This window comes from Micromonospora sp. NPDC048999 (assembly GCF_040649295.1).
Classification (GTDB): Bacteria; Actinomycetota; Actinomycetes; order Mycobacteriales; family Micromonosporaceae; genus Micromonospora.
In genome coordinates, this window is record NZ_JBEZFI010000001.1 from 110,357 (window position 1) to 133,223 (window position 22,867).

Annotated in this window: 20 protein-coding genes, 1 tRNA gene and 2 pseudogenes; 14 read left to right on the top strand and 9 right to left on the bottom strand. The window is 71.6% G+C overall.

From position 1 onward, the window contains the following. Positions 1-15: 15 nt before the first annotated feature. Positions 16-864, bottom strand: a complete 849-nt coding sequence (rsmI, locus tag AB0C02_RS00500) for a 16S rRNA (cytidine(1402)-2'-O)-methyltransferase (RefSeq protein WP_357539589.1) — start codon at positions 862-864, stop codon at positions 16-18. An 84-nt stretch (positions 865-948) separates the two neighbouring features. Between rsmI and AB0C02_RS00505 the strand changes: the two genes are divergently transcribed. The 7 genes from AB0C02_RS00505 to AB0C02_RS00535 all read left to right on the top strand — a co-directional run bounded on the left by AB0C02_RS00505 (position 949) and on the right by AB0C02_RS00535 (position 10,728). After that, a complete protein-coding gene (locus AB0C02_RS00505) occupies positions 949-2,640 on the top strand; it encodes a phospholipid carrier-dependent glycosyltransferase (protein WP_357539591.1) in 1,692 nt (563 codons plus the stop codon). Between the two features lie 380 nt (positions 2,641-3,020). Further along, positions 3,021-3,587 carry a hypothetical protein gene (locus AB0C02_RS00510; protein ID WP_357539593.1) on the top strand — a complete coding sequence of 189 codons (567 nt, stop codon included), beginning with the start codon at positions 3,021-3,023 and terminating at the stop codon, positions 3,585-3,587. Next, positions 3,584-6,877 (top strand): glycosyltransferase, encoded by a 3,294-nt coding sequence (locus AB0C02_RS00515; protein WP_357539595.1) that lies wholly within the window; start codon positions 3,584-3,586, stop codon positions 6,875-6,877. The genes AB0C02_RS00510 and AB0C02_RS00515 overlap by 4 nt, the downstream gene beginning before the upstream one ends. 33 nt (positions 6,878-6,910) lie before the next feature. Continuing rightward, entirely contained in the window at positions 6,911-8,188 is a 1,278-nt protein-coding gene (locus AB0C02_RS00520) for a VWA domain-containing protein (protein WP_357539597.1), read from the top strand. Between the two features lie 2 nt (positions 8,189-8,190). Beyond that, entirely contained in the window at positions 8,191-8,964 is a 774-nt protein-coding gene (locus tag AB0C02_RS00525) for a peptidase (RefSeq protein WP_357539599.1), read from the top strand. Between the two features lie 85 nt (positions 8,965-9,049). Then, positions 9,050-9,706 carry a 4'-phosphopantetheinyl transferase superfamily protein gene (locus AB0C02_RS00530; RefSeq protein WP_357539601.1) on the top strand — a complete coding sequence of 219 codons (657 nt, stop codon included), beginning with the start codon at positions 9,050-9,052 and terminating at the stop codon, positions 9,704-9,706. Between the two features lie 71 nt (positions 9,707-9,777). After that, positions 9,778-10,728 (top strand): hypothetical protein, encoded by a 951-nt coding sequence (locus tag AB0C02_RS00535; protein WP_357539603.1) that lies wholly within the window; start codon positions 9,778-9,780, stop codon positions 10,726-10,728. On the opposite strand, the gene AB0C02_RS00540 is transcribed toward AB0C02_RS00535, so the two are convergent. Next, entirely contained in the window at positions 10,661-11,413 is a 753-nt protein-coding gene (locus AB0C02_RS00540) for a dihydrodipicolinate synthase family protein (RefSeq protein WP_357539605.1), read from the bottom strand. The genes AB0C02_RS00535 and AB0C02_RS00540 overlap by 68 nt on opposite strands. Positions 11,414-11,461: 48 nt before the next feature. On the opposite strand from AB0C02_RS00540, the pseudogene AB0C02_RS00545 reads away from it, so the two are divergent. Continuing rightward, a pseudogene (locus AB0C02_RS00545) lies at positions 11,462-11,590 on the top strand (LysR family transcriptional regulator); the annotation flags it as partial. Positions 11,591-11,973: 383 nt separating this feature from the next. On the opposite strand, the gene AB0C02_RS00550 reads toward AB0C02_RS00545, so the two are convergent. Continuing rightward, positions 11,974-13,143, bottom strand: a complete 1,170-nt coding sequence (locus AB0C02_RS00550) for a TDT family transporter (protein WP_357539607.1) — start codon at positions 13,141-13,143, stop codon at positions 11,974-11,976. A 71-nt stretch (positions 13,144-13,214) separates the two neighbouring features. Between AB0C02_RS00550 and AB0C02_RS00555 the strand changes: the two genes are divergently transcribed. Next, positions 13,215-14,126 (top strand): LysR family transcriptional regulator, encoded by a 912-nt coding sequence (locus tag AB0C02_RS00555; RefSeq protein ID WP_357539609.1) that lies wholly within the window; start codon positions 13,215-13,217, stop codon positions 14,124-14,126. 7 nt (positions 14,127-14,133) lie between these two features. On the opposite strand, the gene AB0C02_RS00560 is transcribed toward AB0C02_RS00555, so the two are convergent. Together AB0C02_RS00560 and AB0C02_RS00565 are read right to left on the bottom strand one after the other, a co-directional pair. Further along, positions 14,134-14,382, bottom strand: a complete 249-nt coding sequence (locus AB0C02_RS00560; protein ID WP_357539611.1) for a hypothetical protein — start codon at positions 14,380-14,382, stop codon at positions 14,134-14,136. Continuing rightward, the gene (locus AB0C02_RS00565; protein ID WP_357539613.1) at positions 14,373-14,936 is read right to left on the bottom strand and encodes a hypothetical protein; all 564 of its coding nucleotides are present in this window, start codon (positions 14,934-14,936) and stop codon (positions 14,373-14,375) included. The genes AB0C02_RS00560 and AB0C02_RS00565 overlap by 10 nt, the downstream gene beginning before the upstream one ends. Before the next feature lie 133 nt (positions 14,937-15,069). On the opposite strand from AB0C02_RS00565, the gene AB0C02_RS00570 reads away from it, so the two are divergent. Beyond that, the gene (locus AB0C02_RS00570; protein WP_357539614.1) at positions 15,070-15,735 is read left to right on the top strand and encodes a hypothetical protein; all 666 of its coding nucleotides are present in this window, start codon (positions 15,070-15,072) and stop codon (positions 15,733-15,735) included. A 90-nt stretch (positions 15,736-15,825) separates the two neighbouring features. Then, entirely contained in the window at positions 15,826-16,020 is a 195-nt protein-coding gene (locus AB0C02_RS00575; protein WP_357539616.1) for a general stress protein CsbD, read from the top strand. A 102-nt stretch (positions 16,021-16,122) separates the two neighbouring features. On the opposite strand, the pseudogene AB0C02_RS00580 reads toward AB0C02_RS00575, so the two are convergent. Together AB0C02_RS00580 and AB0C02_RS00585 are read right to left on the bottom strand one after the other, a co-directional pair. After that, positions 16,123-16,338 (bottom strand): annotated as a pseudogene (locus AB0C02_RS00580) (hypothetical protein); the annotation flags it as partial. Positions 16,339-16,672: 334 nt separating this feature from the next. Then, positions 16,673-17,884, bottom strand: a complete 1,212-nt coding sequence (locus AB0C02_RS00585; protein WP_357539618.1) for a helix-turn-helix transcriptional regulator — start codon at positions 17,882-17,884, stop codon at positions 16,673-16,675. A 110-nt stretch (positions 17,885-17,994) separates the two neighbouring features. On the opposite strand from AB0C02_RS00585, the gene AB0C02_RS00590 reads away from it, so the two are divergent. From AB0C02_RS00590 to AB0C02_RS00600, 3 genes are all read left to right on the top strand, one after another. After that, the gene (locus AB0C02_RS00590; RefSeq protein ID WP_357539620.1) at positions 17,995-18,525 is read left to right on the top strand and encodes a hypothetical protein; all 531 of its coding nucleotides are present in this window, start codon (positions 17,995-17,997) and stop codon (positions 18,523-18,525) included. Between the two features lie 117 nt (positions 18,526-18,642). Then, the gene (locus tag AB0C02_RS00595) at positions 18,643-19,098 is read left to right on the top strand and encodes a GNAT family N-acetyltransferase (RefSeq protein WP_357539622.1); all 456 of its coding nucleotides are present in this window, start codon (positions 18,643-18,645) and stop codon (positions 19,096-19,098) included. Positions 19,099-19,843: 745 nt separating this feature from the next. Continuing rightward, positions 19,844-21,223, top strand: a complete 1,380-nt coding sequence (locus tag AB0C02_RS00600; RefSeq protein ID WP_357539624.1) for a hypothetical protein — start codon at positions 19,844-19,846, stop codon at positions 21,221-21,223. A gap of 520 nt (positions 21,224-21,743) precedes the next feature. On the opposite strand, the gene AB0C02_RS00605 is transcribed toward AB0C02_RS00600, so the two are convergent. Beyond that, positions 21,744-21,817: transfer RNA gene (locus AB0C02_RS00605), tRNA-Ala, on the bottom strand. A gap of 177 nt (positions 21,818-21,994) precedes the next feature. Next, positions 21,995-22,780 carry a hypothetical protein gene (locus AB0C02_RS00610; RefSeq protein ID WP_357539626.1) on the bottom strand — a complete coding sequence of 262 codons (786 nt, stop codon included), beginning with the start codon at positions 22,778-22,780 and terminating at the stop codon, positions 21,995-21,997. Between the last annotated feature and the right edge of the window lie 87 nt (positions 22,781-22,867).

The following is a 22,867-nucleotide window of genomic DNA, read 5'->3' on the forward strand; positions in this document are numbered from 1 at the left end:
GGGGCCCCTGCCTTTTCAACTGTGCACGACGGTGTAGACGTCGCGGCGGCGGAGGCCGTACGCGGTGGCGACCTCGGTGATCGCGTCGCGCCGGGACAGCCCGGACGCCTCCCGCTCGGCCACCGCGGCGCGCAGCGTGTCGTCGTCGGGCCGGGCCGCGGGTACCGGCGGCGCGCCCGCGACGACCAGGGTGATCTCGCCGCGCGGGTCGCCCGCCGCGGCCCACTCGGCCAGTTCGCCCAGCGGTCGGCGGACCACCTCCTCGTACGTCTTGGTCAGCTCCCGGCAGAGCGCGGCGGGCCGGTCCGGGCCGAAGGTGGCGGCCAGGTCGGCCAGCGCGCCGGCGATCCGGTGCGGCGCCTCGAAGAGGACGAGGGTGCGTTCCTCGGCGGCGAGGGCCCGCAGCCGGGACCGACGGGCGGCGGGCGTGCGGGGCAGGAAGCCCTCGAAGCAGAACCGGTCACAGGACAGCCCGGACAGGGCCAGCGCGGTGGTCACCGCGCTGGGCCCGGGCGCCGCGGTGACCGGGACGCCGGCGTCGATGGCGGCCCGGACCAGCCGATAGCCGGGGTCGGAGACGCTGGGCATGCCACCGTCGGTGACCAGGGCGATCGTGTAGCCGGCGGTGAGCACCTCGACCAGTTCGGGGGTACGCCGCTCCTCGTTGCCCTCGAAGTAGGAGACGATCCGCCCGGGCACGGCCACGTCGAGGTCGCGGGCCAGCCGGGTGAGCCGCCGGGTGTCCTCGGCGGCGACCACGTCGGCGGTGGCGAGCACCTCGCGGAACCGGGCCGAGGCGTCGGCCGGGTTACCCAGCGGCGCGCCGAGCAGTACGAGGCGTCCCACCTCGGACATTTCACCCACTTCAACAGGCCCTTTCATCGACAGCTGTACCAATCTCGGAGACGACAGGCGCCACCGGGCACGTTCGCAGCCTACGATCGCCGGGTGACGAGTGCGTCGACTGCACAGAGCGCGAGCGGGTCCGCCGCCGACCAGACGGATGACGACCGGGCCACCGGGTCCCCGACGACCGGCGGGGGCGGGATCCCGGCCGCGGTGCGGCGGAGGCTCGCCACCGTCGACGCCCGCCTCGACGGGTACGCCTGGCTGGCCACCGCGGTGGTCGTGGCGATCGCGGGGATCCTGCGTTTCGTCGGGCTCGGCAGCCCGAAGGGCAAGATCTTCGACGAGACCTACTACGCCAAGGACGCGTACGGGCTGATTTCCCGGGGCGTCGAGTGGAACTACAAGGACAACGGCCCGGCGTACGTGGTGCACCCGCCGCTGGGCAAGTGGCTGATCGGGCTCGGCGAGTGGGCCTTCGGCTACCAGGACACGGAGACGAACATCTCCGTGCCGGGGCACCTGATCACCACCTCCCCGGAGTTCGGCTGGCGGGTCGCGGCGGCCGTGGCCGGCACCCTGTCGGTGCTGATGCTGGTGCGGATCGGCCGGCGGATGTTCCGCTCCACCATCCTGGGCTGCACGGCCGGGCTGCTGCTCGCCCTGGACGGCTTCCACCTGGTGCTCTCCCGCACCGCGCTGCTCGACATCTTCCTGCTGCTGTTCGTGCTGGCCGCGTTCGGCGCGCTGGTGCTGGACCGGGACGCCCGACGGCGCCGCTGGACCCGGGCGCTGGAGGCGGGGCTCGATACGTCGCGGCCGGGGCGGGCCGGCCGACCGCCCTCGACCTGGCGGGACTGGCCGTGGTGGCGGCTGCTCGCCGGGGTGCTGCTCGGCTGCGCCTGCGCGGTGAAGTGGAGCGGTGTCTACTTCGTGCCGGCCTTCGCGTTGCTGGTGATTTTCTGGGAGGTCGGCGTACGCCGGTCGGCCGGTGTACGTCACCCGTGGCGGGACGCCGTGCTGGACGAGCTGCCCTGGCTGCTGCTGGCCGGGGTGCTGGTGGTCGGGACGTACCTCGCCACCTGGTCGGGCTGGCTGTTCACCGACGACGGCTACTACCGCCTGGCCAGCCGCTACCCGGGCGCGGGGCTGAGCGACAACCCGATTTTCGGTCCCCTGTTCAACCTGTGGAAATACCACAGCGAGGCGTACAAGTTCCACACCGGGCTGGAGACCCCGCACAAGTACCAGTCCTGGCCGTGGCAGTGGCTGCTGCTGGGCCGGCCGGTCGCCTTCCACTACGACCCCAACGGTAGCTGCGGCGCGCCGAGCTGCTCTTCCGAGATCCTGCTGCTGGGCACCCCGCTGCTGTGGTGGTCGTTCCTGCCGGCGCTGGCGGCGCTGGCCTGGCTCGGGCTGGCCCGCCGGGACTGGCGGGCCGGGGCGATCCTGCTCAGCGTGGCCGCCGGCCTGCTGCCCTGGTTCTGGTACGCCCTCGACAGCCGGACGATGTTCTCCTTCTACGCCGCCCCGGCGGTGCCGTTCCTGGTGCTGGCGGTGACCTACGTGCTCGGCGCGATCGCCACACCGGCACCAGCGGCCGTTTCGGCCACGGCATCGCCACCAAACGAGCGGGACATCGCCGATCGCCGGCTGGTGGGCGGGATCATCGCGGGCGCGTACGTGCTGCTGGTGGCGCTCTGTTTCGCCTACTTCTACCCGATCTTCGTCGCCAAGGCGATCACGTACGCGGACTGGTCCGCCCGGATGTGGCTGGACGGTCGCTGGATCTGACCCGGGAGCGGCCCGGCCGGAGCGCGGCCGGGCCGGGCAGACCCCGGCGCACGAAAGACGCGCCCCGATCGCCTGCCACGGGGGAAGCGGGCGATTGGGGCGCGCAGGTGAAGCTTAACCAGCCGGCCTCACCTGCACAACTGGTCGCCTCCGGTCAGATTTCCGGCCGAGACGCCCAGCGAGGGTGATTGCACCCTCGGCGACGACCCGGCCGCCGGGAGCTATCGTCCTCATTGGGGCTATCCCGACCGAAAGCGACGATCGACCGGTTACCGACTTCATGGGGCCGGAATCCTAATATGCGAATGGCGAAATATTCCCACACGTCAGACACGCTAAATTTGGACATACCTCGCTATTCATCTACATAGCCTCTCCCGGTGGCCGTTCACCTTCCATTCGACGGGCCGGGTGCCGCGCACGCCGAGCCCATCAACTTGCCGCCCCAATCCGCCCGACCGGTCTTCCTCGACGTCACCGGTGCCCGCCGCCGACAGGTACGACGTGCCGGCGTCGTGGCGGCCGCCGCGTCCCTGGCCTACCTTCCGATCGCCGCGAGTGCCCTGCTGCCCGGTCCGACCGTGCCGGTGCCGTCCCGACCGCCGGCCGCCGAAGCCACGGCAGGCACCGGCCGGACCGATCCGACCTCGCCCGTCGGCAGCCCGTTCTCCGTTGGCGGTGAAACGCAGTCCATCCCGGCCGACAGCGACGCCACGCCGACACCCCACCCCGGCCCAGGGCGGAGCGGTACGCCGACGGTCACGCCGCAGCCGGATCCCCGGACCAGCCGGCCGCCCACGACACCGCCGACGCGTACCGCCCGACCCACCGGCGACCCGTCACCGTTGCCCTCCCCCACGGCGACCACCCCCTCCGCACCCGACACCGACGTCCCCGCCACTGAGGCACCGACCGTGCCCGAGCCTGCTACCGGGGACGCGGGGTGACCCGGTCGACCCGACACCAACCGCCGCGCCGCACCCGCACCGGCCGGCGCGGCCTCACCACCGGCCGCTTCGTCTGCGCGGCCCTGGTCACCGTCATGGTGAGCGTCCTGCTGGTCGAGGCGTACGCGAACGCCAAGTTCACCCCCGACCAGGTCCGGGAGGACGGGGACCAGACCCACGTCCCGGCCAGAGTGCTGACCGGCGGCCCGGTGATCGACACCCGGGATGCCGACCCACGGTCCTACCGCCTGCCGGCGAGGACCATCGCCCTCACCTTCGACGACGGGCCGGACCCGGTCTGGACACCCCGGGTGCTCGACGTCCTCCGCCGGTACCGGACGCCGGCCACGTTCTTCGTGATCGGTTCCCAGGTGGCGCGCCACCCCGAACTCGCCCGCCGAGCCGTGGCCGAGGGGCACGAACTGGGTGTGCACACCTTCACCCACCCGGACGCCAGCCTGCTGCCCGGCTGGCGACGGCGGCTGGAGTACGCGCAGACCCAACAGGCGATCGTCAACGCGGCCGGGGTGCGGACCAACCTGCTGCGGCTGCCGTACTCGTCGCAGGCCAGCGCGATCGACGACGACAACTGGCCGGTGGTTCGGGAGGCGGGCCGTCTCGGCTACCTCACCGCCGTCAACGACACCGACAGCCAGGACTGGTCCCGACCCGGGGTGGACGCGATCGTGCGCAACATGACCCCGACGGACGGCGCGGGCGCGGTGATCCTGCTGCACGACGCCGGCGGAGACCGGTCACAGACCCTCGCCGCCCTGGAGCGGTTCATTCCGCAGATGTCGGCACGCGGCTACACCTTCACCACGCTCAGCGCCGGGCTGCACCGGGCCGCCCCGGACAAGTCGGTGCTCCACGGCAACGTGCCCGCGTCCACCTTCGACCGTTGGCGGGCCGCCCCCGGCTCCTGGGCGGTCCGGGTGGCCGACCTGTTCCTCCGCATGCTGTCCCTGCTGTTCGTCGCGGTGGGCGTCCTGATCCTGGCGCGTACGCTGCTGCTCCTCGTCATCGCGATCCGACTGGCCCGCCGTCGCCGCCGGCACCGGTGGCCGTGGGGCGTGACCACCGCGCCGGTGTCGGTCATCGTGCCCGCGTACAACGAACGGGCCGGGATCCTCGGCACGGTCCGCTCACTGGTGGCGAACGACCACCGACAGATCGAAATCATCGTGGTCGACGACGGCTCGACCGACGGGACCGCCGATCTCGTCGACGCCCTCGGGCTGGCCAACGTACGGGTGATCCGCAAGCCCAACGGCGGCAAGGCCTCCGCTTTGAACACCGGACTCCGGTACTCCTCCCACGAGATCATCGTCACCGTCGACGCGGACACGGTCTTCGAGCCGGACGCCATCCGGCGGCTGATCGAACCGTTCACCGACCCGCGCATCGGCGCGGTGGCCGGCAACGTGAAGGTCGCCAATCGGCAGAGCCGGCTCGGCCGGTGGCAGCACATCGAGTACGTCATCGGCTTCAACCTGGACCGCCGGTTGTACGAGATCCTGCGCTGCATACCGACGGTCCCCGGTGCGATCGGCGCGTTCCGCCGTCGGGCCCTGGTAGAGGCCGGCGGGATGAGCGGCGACACCCTGGCCGAGGACACCGACATCACCATGGCGGTCGTCCGGGCCGGCTGGCGGGTCGTCTATCAGGACCGGGCCGTGGCCTGGACCGAGGCTCCGGCGTCGATGGGAGATCTGTGGCGCCAGCGCTACCGGTGGAGCTACGGCACCGTGCAGTCGATGTGGAAGCACCGCCGGGCGTTCCGTGACCGGGGCCCATCGGGCCGGTTCGGCCGGTTCGGCCTGCCGATGCTCGCCCTCTTCGGGGTGGCGCTGCCCCTGCTCGGTCCGGTGCTGGACCTGATGGCCGTCTACGGCCTCTTCTTCCTGAACTCGACGCAAACGGCCGTCGCCTGGCTGGTGATGCTGCTGATGCAGGGCATCACCGCGGCGGTGGCGTTCCGGCTCGACCGGGAACCGCTGCGCCCGCTGCTCAGCCTGCCGTTGCAGCAGTTCGCCTACCGGCAACTGATGTATCTGGTGCTGGCCCGGTCGCTGGCGACCGCGCTGACCGGCGCCCGGTTGGGCTGGCGGAAGGTGCAGCGGGCGGGTGACCTGGCCGCCGAGGGCCGACCCGCCCCGGCCGAACGGGCGAGCGTCGCCGGGCGCGCCGGGCGCGACCGGTGGTTCGACACGCTGCGCGGGCTGGCCCTGGGCCGGGTGATCGTCTACCACATGTTCGGCGCGGCCTGGCTGAGCTGGGCCTTCCCGGCGATGGGCGTGATGTTCGCCCTCGGCGGCTCGCTGATGGCCCAGTCGCTCGCCCGCAGGCCGGACCGGGCGGTGAGCGGCCGGGTGCGTCGCCTGCTGCCCTCGCTCTGGGCGCTCGCCGCCGTGCTCCTGCCGCTGATGGTCTGGCACGGCTGGCCGGACCGGCCCGCCTGGCCCACCCTGCTGACCTGGGTGGTACCCGTGGTGCAGCCACCCGGCACCGAGTGGGCCGCGGACGTCACCGGCGTGCTCTGGTACCTCGTGACGTACCTCTGGCTGGTGGTGCTCTCGCCGGCGGCGCTTGCGCTCTACCGGCGCTGGCCGCTGCCCTGCCTGCTGGTCCCACTCGGCGGGCTGGTGCTGTCGCAGATCGTGGCGCCGGAGGCCGGCGGCCGGGTGGTGTCCGTGCTGACCGACGTGGCCACCTTCGGCGCCTGCTGGCTCGTCGGCTTCGCGCACCGCGACGGCTCGCTGCGACGGCTGCGCCTGCCGTGGCTGCTGGCCCTGGCGGCCCTGTGCCTGGGCACGGGCGCCGCCTGGGCGGCGACGCACCGTGGCGACGGACTCGACCTCAACGACGTCCCGGTGGCGCAGGCGTTCTGGTCGCTCGGTGCCGTGCTGGTGCTGATGCGGGTCGCCCCGCCGATGGGCTGGCTGGCGCGGGTTCGCCCCCTCGATCGACTGGTCACCGCCCTGAACAGCCGGGCCCTCACCATCTACCTCTGGCACAACGCGGCCATCGCGGTCTGCTTCGTCGTGGGCGACCGGCTGGGGATCTGGCGGCTCGGGCAGGTCGGTTACCTGGCGACGGCCCTGGTCATGCTCGTCGGCCTGGTGCTCGCGCTCGGCTGGATCGAGGACCTCAGCGCCCGCCGCAGGCCCCGGGTGTTGCCCTGGCCGCGGCCGTCGCGTGCGGTGGGCACCGGCGTCGCGGACCGGCAGCCGGCCAGCCCGGCGCGGGGCGCCGAGCTGCCACGGGAGGAGGTGGGGTCCCGCCGATGACCGTCCGAAGTGGACTTCACTACACTTCGGCCGGTGATCAACAAGAGAAGATCGTTGGCCGTCCTTCTCGGACTGCTGACGACGACCGCGCTGATCGGTCCCGCACCCGCCAAGGCGGACAACGAGGGCGAACCCACCGCCGAACCCCCCAAGGTCGAACTGGTCCTCGACGTCAGCGGCTCGATGCGGGCCCGCGACATCGACGGGCGCAGCCGGATCTCGGTCGCCCAGCAGGCGTTCAACGAGGTCGTGGACGCGCTGCCGGACGAGACCCAGCTCGGCATCCGGGTACTCGGAGCCACCTACCCGGGCGACGACAAGAAGCAGGGCTGCCGGGACACCCAGCAGATCGTGCCGGTCGGCCCGGTGGACCGTACGCAGGCCAAGGCGGCCGTGGCCAGCCTCCGACCGACCGGCTGGACCCCGATCGGGCTGGCGCTCCGCTCCGCCGCACAGGACCTCGGCACCGGCAGCACCGCCCGCCGGATCGTGCTGATCACCGACGGCGAGGACACCTGCGCCCCGCCCGACCCCTGCGAGGTGGCCCGCGAGCTGGCCGCCCAGGGCACCAAGCTGGTCGTCGACACCCTGGGCCTCGTCTCCGACGAGAAGGTACGCCGGCAACTGCTCTGCATCGCCACCGCGACCGGCGGCACGTACACGACGGCGCAGAGCGCCGACGAGCTGACCAGTCGGGTCAAGCAGCTCGTCGACCGGGCCGCGGACACCTACACCGCCGCCCCGACCGTCGTCGGCGGATCGAGCGAGTGCCGCAAAGCGCCGCTGCTCGGCCCCGGCGTCTACACCGACCGGGAGGCGTTCTCCGAGCACCGCTGGTACCGGGTGCCGGTGCGCCCCGGCGAGGAACTGCGCGCCTCGGTCAGCGTGGCGTTGGACCGGCCGGTCAACCCCGACTACGGCGTACTGCTGCGGGCCACCGACCGGGATGGGCGGGAACTGGTCCGGGGCGTCGACGCCAGCAGCGGACGGATCGACGTGGTCTCCACGGGCCTGCGCTGGTCCGCGACAGCGGAGGACGGCCCAAGCCCGGCCCCGGACGGCACCGTGACCGCCTGGACGGTGTGCCTGGTGGTCAGCAACTCGTTCGCGCCCCAGCCCGGCACCGAAGCCACCCCGGGCATGCCGCTGGAGCTGACCGTCGACGTGGTCGCCGCCTCCCCCGCCCCGGGCTGGCCGGACCTCGGCCGCGGCTGGTCCCTGCTGCTCCTGCTCACCCTGGCCGGGCTGGTCACCGGGCTGGTCGCCGGGCTGCTCACCCGCTGGTGGGTCGCCACCTGGAGGGAGAACTGAGGATGCGTACGCTGATCCGGGCCGTGGCGGCACTGGCCGCCGCCGGGCTGACCCTCGCCCCCACCGCCGCCTCGGCGTTGCCCACGCCCTCGCCAGGCGCGACCACGGTCACCACGGCCGGCACCTCGTTCCTGACCGCCACCGCCATCGCCCCCGGCCAGCCCGTCGAGGTGGACGCGGTCAGCGGCGACCACCTCTACTGGTCGTTCCGCGCCGAGGCCGGGCAGACCCACACGGTCGGCACCACGGTCTCGCTCCCGAAGGGCCGCACCGGCAGATCCACCTGGACCATCGACGTCTTCGACGGGCTGCGCCGCCGGCAGGCCTGCACGGCCGGGGCGCAGACCTCGACCGTCGACGCGACGCTGGCCCACGTCGGCGTGAACTGCACGCTGCGCCGGGTCCGGCCCTGGGCCGAGCCGTGGTCCGGTGACCCGCTGCCCGGCACCTACTACGTCCGGCTGGCGGTGACCGACCTGCCCGAGGCAGACCTGGGCCTGCCGATCCGCGTGATCCTGATGGGCGAGCTGAACAGCGAGGCCGGCGTGTCCGGTGACGACGGAAAGCTGAAGGCCCCGCTGGTGCCGAACACCCGGGCCGGGGCGGTTCTCACCGCCGAGCCGACGCCCGAACTGGTCGCCGAGAAGGAGACCAGCCTCACCGACTGGCTGCCGGAACCCGGCTCGCGCTGGGTCTGGACCACCGCCGGCGGTGTGCTCGCCGCCGTGGCGGGCGTGGTCGGCTTCGCCCTCACCCGGCGCCACCGCCGCCCCTGAAAGCCCCCGGTGGGCCGCCGCGTCTGCGGGCGCGGCGGCCCACCGGAGGCAACGATCGGCGCGTTTCTGCGGTACCTTCACCGCCGTGCGTGACCTCCTGCCGCCGACGGTCGCGGTGGCCGTGGCCGGGCCGCAGGACTGGTCCGGTGTGCTGCTCCCCGCCGAGCGGGCCTGCCTCGGCGACCAGGCAGCGGCCAGCCGCCGCCGCGACTTCACCGCCGGCCGGGTGTGCGCCCGCCGGGCCCTGGCCGGGCTCGGGCTGCCGGCCACCCCGGTGACCTCGGCACCCGACCGGTCCCCGGTCTGGCCCGCCGGTGTGGTCGGCACCATCACCCACACCCGCGACTACTGCGCCGCCGCTGCCGCGCACGCCGCCGAGTTCCGCTCCGTCGGGATGGACGCCGAGCAGCACCGGGACCTCACCCCACGGGTACGCCGGGCGATCTGCCTGCCCGAGGAGGAGGCGGAGCTCGGCCGCTTGCCCGCCGGCGTCTCCTGGCCGACGGTGGTGTTCAGCATCAAGGAAACCGTCTACAAGGTCTGGCACCCGCTGGTCGGGACGTGGCTGGACTTCCACGATGCCCGGGTGACGCTCGACCCGGACGCGGGGACGTTCACCACCCAGATCGCGCCGAGGCGGGTCGACGCGGCCCCGGTGCCCGACCCCCCGGCGTCGATCGCCGGCCGGTTCGCCGTCGACGCCGCCCTGGTACGCAGCGCCGCCGCCCTGCCACCCCGCTGACGTCCTGTTGGCCGGTTTGCCCCCGGCTTGTACCGTCGTTCCGACCGAAGCCCTCCCAGACAAGGAGCCCGGTGAGCCACCCTCAGCCCCCGTTCGGACCGCAGGACCCGAACCAGCAGCCCGCGGAACCGCCGACCCAGGCGTTCCCCACCGCGCCGATGCCCCCGGTGCCGGGCAACCCGTACGCGCCGCAGCCGCCGGTCTCCGGGGCACCGCAGCCGCCGTACCCGCCGGTCTTCGGGGCACCCCAGCCGGCGTACCCGCCGGTTTCCGGCGGACCCCAGCCGGCGTACCCGCCGCAGCCGCCGGCCGCGGGCGGGCCGTACCCGCCGCCGGGTGACGCGTATCCGCCCGGGCCGTATCCGCCGGCACCCGGCCAGCCGTTCGGGGCGCCGCCACCGGCGAAGAAGTCCAACAAGAACGTGTGGATCATCGTCGGCATCGTGGCGGCGGTCCTGCTGCTGCTCTGCTGCGGCGGGGGCATCTTCGCCGTCTACAACGGGTTCGACAAGGCGCGGGAGGCGGTCGAGAGCCTGCCCACCTCGGGGGTCACCGCCGACCCGTTCGACGACACCCCGACAGGCGGGCCGGAGTCGACGCCGGGGCCGAACCGGACCGACGGCGAGACGTTCAACATGAAGCCGGGCGAGACGCTGGTCGTCACCGACGACCAGGGCACCGTCGAGATCACCGTCAGCAAGTTCCACACCAAGAACAAGGCCTGCAAGGCGTACCTGCCGGAGCCGAAGAACGGGCTGTACCTGATCGCCGACGTCACCGCCGAGGTCACCAAGGGCACCGGCTCGATCAACCCGTTCTACTTCAGCTGGATCGACACGAACGGCAACGAGGAAAACGGCCTCGAGGGCGCCCTCTCCGGCTGCGGCAAGCTGCTCGGCTCGGGCGTCAACCTCGCCGCCGGCAGTAAGCGCACCGGCCAGTTGGTCTTCGACGTCACGGACACCAACGGCACCCTGGAGTACGAGCACCAGCTGGAGACGGCCGGCTCCTGGCGGCCGTGAGCCGAGACGGGGCCCGGCTTCCTCCGCTTGTCACGGGGTCAGGCTTGGGTTCGGCGAGCGCCGCCGAGAGGTTGGCGAGCCGGTGACCGAGCGGCCGGGCGCGGGCGACGTCCCCGGCCCGCCAGGCCGCGACCAGCGCGGCGTAGTCGGCGGTGGCGACGTGCGCCGAGGCGACGATGCCGCCGTGTCCGCCGAGGGCGAGCAGCGCCGAGAGGTACGCGTCCTCGCCGCCGAGCACCGCACAGCCCGGCGGCGGGTCGGCGAGCAGGGCGACGGTGTCCGCGTCGATGCCGCCGGCCGCGTGCTTGATCTCCACCACGTTGGGCAGCCCGACCAGCCGGCGCAGCGCCTCGACGGAAAGCTGCTGCCCGGTGCGGTACGGAACGTGGTAGACGACCAGCGGCACCGGGGACGCCTCGGCCAGCCGGGCGAAATGGGCGTGTACCGCCTCCTCCCCGGGCCGCAGGAACGGCGGCACCAGGCAGAGCGCCGCCGTGACCTCGGGCCGCTCGGCGAGCGCCCGCAGCGCGTCGATGGTGTGCGCGCCGACCAGAAGCCCCGCCCGGCGCTCGCGGCAGACCGCGCCGACGGCGTCGAGCACCTTCCGCTGTTCGGCATCGACGAGCGCGTGCGGCTCGGCGGTGGTGCCCAGGACGACCAGGCCGTCGGCCTCACCGTGAAGCACCAGTTCCGATTACTGAACGAATACATAAGCTGAAGTGACGTTCGCCGCCTGCGCCTGCTGCGGGACCTGGCCCGGCTCGGCACCATCGCAGCCGTCGCCGAGGCGCACACCTACACGCCGTCCGCCGTCTCCCAGCAACTCGCCGCGCTGCAACGGGAGGCCGGCGTCGCGCTCCTGGCAGGGCGCGGGCGACCACCCGGCGGTGGCCGCCTGCATCACGGCGCTCCGGGCCGCCAGCCGCGACCACCGTGATCTACCTGCTCATGGAAACCCTGGTGCCGATAACTCTCGGTGATAGTCACCCTTGAAAGCCTGTTGTCACCAGGCGTAACGGCCTTGACGACGCCCGGCGCAAGGGCGCTGCCGGCCCAGCCGCCTCACCAGCAGAAATCCGTGAAGCAAGACCAGGCCGGAACACTCCTTCACCCGCCTTTGCTTTGCAGCCATATACGCAACCGTAACCGTACGTTGCCGTTGCGTCCGTGGCTGCAAAGCAAAGGCGGACCGGGTGGATGACATCGGGCGGACCTGCCGTCACTCAACGTGACCACAGTTGACCCTCACCTGGCAGTCGCCGCAGCGGGTGGGAGGAAGAGGTGCCCGTGCCAGGCACCGCGCACGGTACGCGTACCGACGGTCGCCCAGGCGGCGAGCAGCAGCCCGTACAGCAGCACGGCGAGGGTCGTCAGCATGGCCGAACCGGATCGGGCGGCCAGGCCGGTGACGCCGGTGACCAGGGTGCCGACGGGGAAGGTGAAACTCCACCAGGTGAGCGAGAAGGGCAGCCCGGCACGCGCGGTGCGCACGGTGATCGAGGCCGCCAGGGCCAGCCAGAGCAGGGCGAACCCCATGGCCGGTACGCCGTAGAGCACGGCGAACATCTGCGCGCCGGCCGCGTACGGATCGGGCAGGACACCGTCGGCGGCCCGGCCGAGCAGATGCGCGGCGGTGATCGACTGGCCCAGCGGTCCCAGCACGATCCACAGCGTGGGAACCATCCGCGCGGCACCGACCCGATGCGTGACCAGCCGCGACCACAGCTGCGGCAGGATGATCACGGTGGCGGCCAGGCTGATGCCGAACATCGCGTAGCAGGCGATGACCATGTCGAGCCGGGCCTGCCCGGCCGGCAGGTGCGGCACGAGCAGCGCCCCGTTGGCGGCCGACACCATCGGCGGGACCACCGGCATCAGCCAGCCGCCGAACGCGGCGTCCGGCCCGATCCGGTGCCGGGTCATCATCAGGTACGGGATGGCCACCGCGGTCAGCAGGCCCAGCCCGGTCCCGGCGCTCCACAGCACCAGGTCGATCGTGACGGCGGCGGACTCGCCGATCCAGGCCGAGCCGAGCAGCAGCGCACCGCCGCCGACGGTCATCAGCGCCATCGGTGGCGCGCCCCAGAACTGCGCCATGACCGGGTCGGCCGCGTACCCGAACGCGGTGTCCCGGTGCCGGCGCAGATGCACCGCCCAGGCCACAACCAGCGTCACCAGCAGCAGCGCCGCCGCCACCCAGACCAGGGTTGCGGCGAACCGCAGCCCCGGCAGCCGCACCGGCAGGCCAGCGGCGGCGGTGGCCACGATGCCGGTGCCCATCACCGAGGCGAACCAGTTCGGCCCGAGGTATGCGAACACGTCGCGCGGACGTGCCAGCGCCGACAGCGGCGCCGGCGGCCCGGCGGCCTCGGGTGGACGGGTAGGAAGCGTGGGCGGGTGGCGCAGGCTGTTCACGCGATCAACTGTCGGGTCGCGCGGACCGATCCGGTAGGCGGTGATCTCGTACCGAGCCATAACCTGCTCTTATGCCTCTGCCGCCGCAGGTGACCGACCTGACCAGCTTCGACCTGCTGCTGTCGGTCGCCCGCCTCGGCAGCATCGGACAGGCCGCCACGGAACACCGCATCTCCCAGCCAGCGGCCAGCGCCCGGCTCCGCTACCTGGAACGCCGCCTCGGCCTCACCCTGCTGCAGCGCACCCCGCGCGGCTCCGTCCTCACCCCCACCGGAGCGCTGATCGCCGACTGGGCGCGCGGCGTCGTGGACGCCGCCGATTCGCTCGCCGCCGCCGTCCAGACCCTGCGCAGCTCGCACGAGAGCCGGCTCGCCGTCGCCGCCAGCCAGACCATCGCCGAGTACCTGCTGCCGGCCTGGCTCGTGGCGCTGCGCGCCCGGCAGCCGGAGCTCATCGTCACCCTGCAGGCCGCCAACTCCACGGAGGTGGCCGCCCGGCTGCTCGCCGGGAACGCCGACCTCGGCTTCGTCGAAGGTCCCGACCTGCCACCCGGCCTGGACGCGGACACCGTCACCACGGACCGGCTCACCGTCGTCGTCGCCCCCGCCCACCCGTGGGCCCGCCGGCGACGCAGCGTCACCCCGACCGAGCTCGCCGCCACCCCGCTGGTGTCCCGGGAGGCCGGCTCCGGCACCCGCCGCGCGTTGGAGGCCGCCCTACGCGAGCACGACATCTACGCGCTCGCCGCCCCGCTGCTCGAACTCTCCTCGACCACGGCGATCAAGCACGCCGTCGCCGCCGGCAGCGGGCCGGCCGTACTCAGCTCGCTGGCGGTCAGCACCGAACTCGCGGCCGGCACCCTGGCCCCCGTACCCGTCAGCGGCCTCGCCCTGCACCGCCAGCTCCGCGCGGCCTGGCCGGCCGGCCAGCAGCTCACCGGCCCCGCCCGCGACCTCCACGCGATCGCCCGCCGGCACCGATAGCGGTTAGTCATCGCTCGAACGGAGACGCGGGCAGGTGTGGCCGGGGTGGCGCTTCGGTGTTCGCATCGATGACGTCGATCTGCCTTCGCACAACGGTGGGCGCCGCGAGCCGGGCGAGCTGCCAGCCGAGAAACCCCACCGCGATGACGAGCGACACCGCCGCCAGACCGAACAGCCAGGTACGGAGAAGCACCCACCGGTCGGCGGGACGACGCGGTGGCGGATCTCCTGCCCAGAGGGGCCCCATCACAGCCATGACAGCACCTCCTGGGCCACGGTGGTGGCCGACTCGACCACGGCTGCGTCCGTCGCACCGACAGCTTCGTACCGGACATGAACGAGATAGGTGCCAAGGCAGGCGGTGAAGTTGATGACCTGGCCCGTGACGGGGTCGCCCGAGACGGTATAGACAGCGCCGTCACCGAGCGCGACCCGGTGGTTCGTCCGGTTGAGGGCCATCGGGAGCGACCCGTCACGGTCGATGCACCGTGGGCCGTGGCCGTCGTGCCGGCCGAAGCGGACCAACGCCACCCACAGCGAAGCCCGCGCTCCATCCAGCACGTACGCACTCTCGGCCAGGCAGGTGTTCGAGCGGGTGCCGGGCACGCTCTGCTCCGCACCCTCGCTCCGGAGCGGCCCGTGCCCGGGCACGAGAAGGTCGAAGACCTCGGGTCGGATGAGTTGACACACGGCAGGCGGCTCGGACGGGTCGACCGTCGCTTTCCTCCAGCCCTGCTGCAGGCCGACCGCAGCGGCGACCAGGATGCAGACGGCCAGCACCGAAAATCGACTCCGGCTCCCCAAGTTCACGCCGTCAGTCTCGTTGAGCCAGACAAGGCAGGTCTATCCGCCGACTTCGACCAGTAGCTGGAGGTATTCAGAGCTGTTCGGGAGGTCGCGGCCGAGCACAAGGGACGACAAAGCGTTGGGTAGCGTGCTCGACGTGCGGGAGCAGACGGGCGACGGACGGCAGATGTTCGGGTCGGCTCATGAGCGGCCCGACAGCCGGGACGCATCGGTGATCGACCTGGGCACGATGTGGGAGCAGCCCGCACAGCCAGAGCCGGACCGGCAACGGCACGGCTGGCAGGCGCTTCGATCGAAGCGGCTCCCGCTGCTGCTGGTCCTGGCTCTCCTCCTCGGTGCGGCGGCCGTGACGGGTGTCGGCACCTACCGGTGGCAGGCCCGGCAACAGCGCCTGGCCGATGAGTCGGTCGCTTCCGTGTTCGTCCTCCCGCAGACCGAGATAACCGGCGCCGAGCGGGACGGGTCGCTGGCCAGGATCAAGTCATCGGTGATCGTGGTGAACTCCGGACCGCTGCCGGTGGAGGTCACCGACATCCGCACCTCGACGGACAACCTCACTCTCCGCGCGGTCGACCCCGATCTCGTACGCCCGGGGGTGCGATGGTTCACCGTCTGGGTGACGGTCAACTGCACCACGGCGGTACCGAACGAGACGGTCCCGGTGGTGATAACGGTCCGCCCCGCTGACGGGAATTCGCGCGACATCACCTTCCAGGTGCCGCCCCGCCCATGGGAGTACGCGTTCGAGTCGATGTGTCTGCCACCCCCCGGGTTCCGTGGTGTGCGGGTGCCGAATCAGTAGCTGACCAGGGTTTCCGCCCACCCGTGAGCGGGGACCCGGCTCGGGAGGGGCGGACAGCGCCCCGGTTCGCCACAACGACAGGGAGCCGACATGAGCTTCACCGAGCGGGCGAAGGACAAAATCGAGAAGCTGGCCGGCCCGGCACGGGCGCGCACGGGCGACATGGCCCAGAACGAGCGGTCGGAAACGGAACGCGTGACGCGGCAGGATGAGATCCGAGGCAAGCGGCCCGGCGAGCACGTCCAGGAGGACACCCGAGGCGTCCCGGACGACTTCACCAGATGATCCTCTTGCCGCCTCAGACCAGGCGCCGGATGCGCACCGGGATCCACCGGTGCGAGCCGTCGGCGTAGTGGAACTTCTCGTCACCGGCCCGCAGGACGCACACCGCACCCAGCCAAGGAAGCGCCGGTGCAGCGCGCCGGCGGGCAGCCAGTGCAGATCCTCCGACGCCCGGACGAACTGCGCACCCAGGTACACCGCGAGGGAGACGGGCGCGTCCGCGTACTCCGCCAGCAGCTCACGCCGCCGGGTCGCGCGCGGCCACGGCCCGCCGCAGCCGCCGCAGGTCCAGACCGGCAACACCGGCCCGTGCGTGCTCACCGGCCACCGCCGGGCTCTTCGCTCATTTGCCCTCCCGTCGGCCAGTGGTCGCGGCGGATCGGGATGCGGTGGCGGACGTGGCAGGGCAGGTCACCTCCACACCGGCAGGCCCACCGCCACCTCCGCCAGCACCAGACCGGCCGGTGCCGCCGAGCAAGCGTGAGCGCGACCGCGACCAGGTACTCCTCGTACGACACGCGCCGCATCCGATCCCCTCACTGTGGATTCAACGGGACGCGGCAATCAGGCGAGGGCGCAGCGGTCCCGCCACATCCCGTGAGGCTGAATTTACGCAGCGTGGCGAGGCGAAATGGGTACGGTTCCTACCCGTTGATCAGGCGACGAGGCCGACCTTGAGCGCGAGGTCATGGACGTCGTTCCGCACCGAGCGTGGCCCATCCAACAGGTCGAGAGTGATCTGTCGGGCGTACCCGTTGAAGCGGATCGTCTCCGGCGCCGACTCGTACGCCCGCCGGAGCGTCGCCACGGCGGCCTCGCTGTCGCCCCTGCCATGGTGGCCTCGCGCGGCCTCGATCAGGTGCCGAGCACGCCGGGGCCGGGACGGGATCGCGGCGGGGTCGACGCCGTTGGCCTGGCGCACGGCCTCGCCAGATTTCTGCAACTCGACGGCGATCGTCACGCCGTGAGCGCCCATGATGACCCGCGAGAACGAGGTCTGCGGCTGGTAGAAGTCGGCCGGCAGGCGCTGCGCCACCCGATCCGCCAGGTCCCAGTAGCGCCAGGCACGCCCCTCCTCACCGGACCGGGCGGCGGTGTACGCGGCCTCGAAGTGCAAGGCACCCCAGAGCGCCAGCAGGTTCGGGTGCGCGTCGGCCGTACGCGGTTCGAGCGCCGACACCACGTCGAGCGTCACCGCCATCGCGGTGTCCCAGTCCCCCGCCTCTCGATGTAGCTGACACAGGAACCAGCCGGCACGAGCCAACGCCTCCGGGTCAGCCGACTCCTGGGCCGCAATCATGGCCCGGTCGGCGACCCGCCACAGCACCTCGGCGGCAGGCTGATAGGCGAGGAACATCTGGGCCAGGCCTAACACCTCGGCCAGCACCGCCTGCGCCCGCCGACGGTCGTCCCCTTCGTACGCCAACACGGCTCGCTGCGCGTCCCGAATCAGATCGGGCAATAGCGTGCCGAGCACGGTCCGGTGGTCCGACGACTGATGCCGGGCCCGCCAGGCAGCGGTCACCCGCTCGCGAATCTGCGCCAACGGCTGCGGCTGCAACCCGTCGGACAGCGGGATGCGGTTCACGGCGTCACGGACGGCGGCCAGCGCGGGATGCTCCGGCCCGTTCACCGCCGCCGACCGGTCGCCCAACTCCCCGACCAGGGCGGACACGTCCACCTTTAACGCACGGGCGATCCGGTCGAGCATGTGTACGCGTGGCGGCAGGAGGCGGTCGTTCTCGACGGCCTTGACCCACTCGGCGCTGCGGCCTACGAGGCCGCCGAGCACGGCACGGGTCTTCCCCAAACGCTCGCGGTAGAGCTTGAGACGCTGCCCGAAGGTCAGCTCCGGCATTGGGTCCATTCCGGACCTCCTCGTAGCACTCCTACCGCCGACCATCCGACCACCGTCCTGCTCACGGTAGCCCTGATCGGCCGGTGTCGGTACAGCGACGTGCTGGACATACTGTCGCGGTGAACGAGCAGAGCAGCGCAGCCAAGAACCGCTACCTGGTTCTCCACGACTACGGCATGGGCGGCCTGTGGTGGTGGGTCTGGGCGCGGTCAGCGGAGGAGATCCTCGACGCTGTCGCAGAGGTCGAGGTCGTCACCGATGACGCGGTCGTGCATTCCATGGGCTCAGATGAGCTTGACGAGGTCGACCTCGACGCGCTGCCCGACAGCCCGCTCGCGGATCTCCATGAACAGCGTCTGGCTCATCGTGACCTCCCCGGCTACGGCGTTCTCGCAAACCGCTATCGGGTCTATCTCCGTGACGCGTCCCCGGACTATGACGGCGTCGTGTACCTCGCGGAGCTGGGACCAGACGGCCGCCGCCTGCGCGAGGTCGAGCAACGCCTCGACGGTGACTCTCTCCGGACCGATGACTGGCCGTTCAATTCGCCCATCGACCTACGCGATCCCCAGTACGTTCCGATGCAGATCAGTGCCGAGGCGTTCGAGGACGCCTGGAGACGCGCGCGACCCGACCCGGACGCCTTGTAGCAACACCGACGGTCCGTCGCTGGCTGTTCACCTGCCTCCCAGCCATCCCTCTGCCTCGCCTCGGCTGGCACGAATAATCCGGTCGCTGGGCCGCATCTGCCCGCTACGGTCCGCCAAATGCGACTGGAGAGGATCACCCCGAAGAACTACGAGGCGGCGCTGGCGCTGTCGGTGCGCCCCGATCAGGAGGACCTGGTCGAGCCGGTGGTCAAGTCGCTGGCCGAGGCGTACGTCTTCCCCGACAACGCTTGGCCAAGGCTGATCTACGACGGCGACCGGCTGGTCGGCTTTCTGATGGCCTTCCTCGACATCCCGTGGAATCCCGACCGTGATCCCGACGACCTACGCTCCGGCCTATGGCGGCTGAACATCGCGGCCGATGCTCAGGGAAACGGCTACGGCCGGTTCGCCGTCGAGGCCGTGTGCGCGCAGATCCGCGCCCGCGGCGGCACACGCGCATATGTCACCTGGGAGCCCCGCGCCGGAGGGCCAGAGACGTTCTACTTGAAACTGGGCTTCCGGAGAACAGGCGAGCACAGTGGTGGCCAGACTGTCGGCGTGCTGGACCTTTGAAGATACGTCGCGGTGGAACGGGCTGGGGGCCTCGGCATCACGTCAGCCATCGATTTGGCTGCCAGGAGCTGGAGGCCTCCCCGGAATGGGGCTGCATCGTCACGCTTCAAACGTACCGAGGTCGTCGCCGCCTCGCCGCCCAATCTGCACCCGCCGCCACCCGGCGGGATCTTGATACATTCACCCTTCGCTTTGAACCGACAAGGGGATGTCCATGTCCGACACAGGGGCCGGATTTCTGATGTTCGCCGGCTTGGCTGCTCGCTTGGCTGCTCAGGGCGACACGGACTCTCGCTAGCAGAGCTCAAGGGCCGGTTCGTACATTTCCGCTGGAAGTTAGAGCCCCGGCTTTCCGACCTGGCACGTTACCCAGGAGATGCCCACTGACCTGGGGAAAGGCCTTCCGCCAGTTTCCGGCATCTTCCGCCGTTACTCGCGCTCAGTTGTGCCCGATCTGTGCCCGGCCCTGCACCTATGGACCCGCCATCTTGTCTGGTCCCGCTGAGTCCAGCCACCACCCATCGTCCCTCAGGGTCTGGGGGCGCATCGGGGGACGATCGAGACTGACTACACCTCGAAGCCGTCCAGACTCCCTTGCATGATCCGTGCCGCTGGAATGGCTTTTCGCGCACCACCACCTGTTCGGTGCACTGGCCGCTTCCCGGGCAAATGTTAACGCTTCCTCACATAGCCTCCGGATCGGAGGATTTCTCACTTAGCCGTCATAGGCTGCGGAAGGAGCATCATGCGAAGGAAACGGATCGGCGGGCTGGCCGTGTTAGCGGCTACTGCCGTGCTGGCCGCCGCTGGACCACCCATCCTTGAGCCTGTCTTCGCCGATGACGGGCCCCGGCATGACGGGGACCACGGCCCGCCGCCCACCCGTGGCCGGGCAGGTGCAGCGGAGGGCCTGGGGCAGCTGAGCGGGCTGCTGCCCAGGGACAAGCTGACCTTGGGGAGCGCGATCCAGGTCGATCTGAGCAAGGAGTCGGTGCGGCTACCGCTGTACCCGGGCAGAGGCCCCGACGGCGAAACGGTGTGGTTCATTCTGATGGACGCCTCCGATGAGGGGTTGGCTAATGACCTGGGCGTGAACTTCGCGCCCAAGCTGGCCAACCTCGCCATTGGCTGCAGGGAGTGCGTGCAGACGGTGACCCTCGACGCGCCCACACCGCAGGAGAATCGGTTCGGACCGGCGGTGGTCAACTTCCAGGGGGTGCCGGACTTCAGCCCGACCCGCGTCGCGGAGCCGGGGCCCAACGGCTTCCCGCTCGCCGAGTTCCAGCCCGGGGCGGTGGCCAACGAAGGCTACAGTCCGTTCATCCGTATCAAGGGATCCAACGTCGTCTACAACGCCCCGATCGTGGCCACCGGCGACGGCCCCGACTTCGACGTCAAGCACCACACCGACACGGGCGACCGGGTCCTGGGCGTGCACATCGCGCCCCCCTCACCGCCCGGCCAGTTCAACGAGTCGTGGGTCGACATGCTGTTCGTCAAGGGCTTCGACGCCGGCCAGCCGATCCTCTACCTCAGCACCGACGCCGGTCAGCCGCTGACCGCGGTGCTGGAGCGCTCGACCTTCGTACCCGCGCTGGACAGGGCGTCCTTCAACGGGGGTGACGATTTCCTCGGCTCCGCCCGCGAGCGGCTGTTCGGCTTTATCAACGGCCAAACCGGCGCCGACAACCCCGAGGCGCAAGGCTTCGTCCACCTGACCGAAGACGGGCACATCTCCCAGGACGCCCGCGCCGACAACGAGCGCCTGATCAACGCGCTGCGCAACGGCGGTGACCTGCTCAACGTGTTCGGCGACTTCCCGACCCTGGCCGACCCGCGTCATTCCCACGCCTACAGCCCCCTGTGGGACGCGCAGCTCGGGCTGTGGACCGAGAAGGCCGTCGAGCAGGGGCTCAACACCCGCCAAACCGATGAGGTCGAGGTCTTCAACCTGGCAGCCACCCGACCCGACCTGCTGACCGGCGTCGACCCGGCCACCGGCGAGCCCACACCCTACGGCTCGGTCGGCGTCGACATCAACTGCGCGGTCATCGGCTTCACCGCCGAGGCACCCACCGCCAACCTCGCAGAACCGGCCCCCAAGTCGCAGTTCCCACCCAGATAACCGGCACACCACCAGCCAGCTGCCACGGCGGGCCCCCTCCGGGGCCCGCCGTGCGCTTCGCCACGTGTGCGGGGCAGCGGTGACCGGATTCGCAAAACCGACGACCCCTCGCTTACGAGCTCTGTGCGCATCGTCCGGTGAGGTCCGTCCGTATCCGCGACCTCGGACGGCTGTCCGGGCCAGCCCGCCGACGGCCGTCCTCGTCCCAGACGGTTGCTAATGAGAGCTACCGGGTCGGTTGCGGCAGACTCGGCTCCGGTAGCCGCTGGCGGGTGAGCACTCGCGGTTGCAGGACGCATCGCAGTCCTAGTGACAGATCGTGCCCCTGCCGGTGGTCGGGAGACGAAACCGCTGATGGGATGTCGTGCCCGCCGCCGTCGGCGTGAGCACCTGTTCATTCGCTCGCGGAAGTTCTCCCGGACGCTGCCAGGCAGTTGGCCCGACTGTGGACTTGTACTTTCCTGCTGCACAAGATCGAAAAAGGCCGTCTCCGGCTGGCGGAAACGGCCTTTGAACTGGGTGGAGCTGAGGGGATTTGAACCCCTGACCCCCTCGATGCGAACGAGGTGCGCTACCGGTCTGCGCCACAGCCCCTCCGCTGGCGTGCCAGCGTCGGTCCCACCCGGCTTCCACCGGGCGGGCCGGCGCCAAGGTTAACAGGTCCACCACCCCCAACGCGAACTGCCCCACCGGGCGCGGAGATCTTGGCAGGAAAAGGCCACCAGAGGGGCCCAAACCTTCCAAGATCTCGAAACCCAGCCCCGAGAGGGCTTAGGCGCCGCGGCCGGACTGGTAGGGGCGGCCGCGGAGGCCGCCAGCGCGGCGGTAGGAGACCGAGCCGCCGCTTGCCGCCCGGGGCAGGTCGGCGGGGAGGTCCAGGCCCATCGCCGTACGCCGGACCGCCTCGCGCTGGGCGGCCAGCCGGCGCTGCGCCTCCCGGCGGGCCGCGGCGCGCCGCGCCTGTTCGCGACGGACCTCGGCCTGGCGGGCGGCGAGCCAGGCCGCCTCCCGGGCCTCCGCGCGCCGCCGCCGACGGTCGGCCAAGGCCAGCTTCCGCAGGTGCATGACGTACGTCACGAGCAGGGTGCCGGTCACCGAGACGCTGATCCAGAACCCGGGGCCGACCAGCACCACGCCGATCAACTCGACGAAGTTGAGCAGCAGCAGCGCGGCCAGCACCCGTCGCCGGCGGTAGATCGCCGGGGTGTGGTGACGGCGCTTCGGCGGGTTCCGTCGACGGGACCGGGCCGGGGCGGGCGGCACCGACCGCAGCCGGCCCGACCGGCGGGCGGCGGGCGGCGCGGAGACGGGCGGAGACAGACCCTTCGTGTCAGCGTCTTCACTCAGGGTGACAACGAGGGAGCGGGGTGCCCGGACCGGTCGTCGTCCGGGCACGGTGCGACGCCGACGGCGGCGCTGAAGCACCCGCGCCGTCGACTGCGCCCGCTCCGCCACCAGCCGCTCGGTGGCGTCGTACCGGCGGACCAGCGCCGGCGCGAGGGCGAGCAGGCCGGCGGCGGCGAGGACGGCGAGGAGCACCGAGGTCGGCACCCTCACCCCTCCCGTCACCAGATTCGGGCCCGCGCCGCTCGACCGCACCTTGTTCCGTCGTCCGTCGTTTACGGCGCAGATCGTGCGGTCGCG

Coding starts and splice junctions, on each gene's coding strand:
- AB0C02_RS00525 (WP_357539599.1), top strand. CDS start 8,191: ATGCGTACGCTGATCCGGGCCGTGGCGGCACTGGCCGCCGCCGGGCTG.
- AB0C02_RS00555 (WP_357539609.1), top strand. CDS start 13,215: ATGCCTCTGCCGCCGCAGGTGACCGACCTGACCAGCTTCGACCTGCTG.
- AB0C02_RS00560 (WP_357539611.1), bottom strand. CDS start 14,382: ATGGCTGTGATGGGGCCCCTCTGGGCAGGAGATCCGCCACCGCGTCGT.
- AB0C02_RS00575 (WP_357539616.1), top strand. CDS start 15,826: ATGAGCTTCACCGAGCGGGCGAAGGACAAAATCGAGAAGCTGGCCGGC.
- AB0C02_RS00585 (WP_357539618.1), bottom strand. CDS start 17,884: ATGGACCCAATGCCGGAGCTGACCTTCGGGCAGCGTCTCAAGCTCTAC.
- AB0C02_RS00595 (WP_357539622.1), top strand. CDS start 18,643: ATGCGACTGGAGAGGATCACCCCGAAGAACTACGAGGCGGCGCTGGCG.
- AB0C02_RS00600 (WP_357539624.1), top strand. CDS start 19,844: ATGCGAAGGAAACGGATCGGCGGGCTGGCCGTGTTAGCGGCTACTGCC.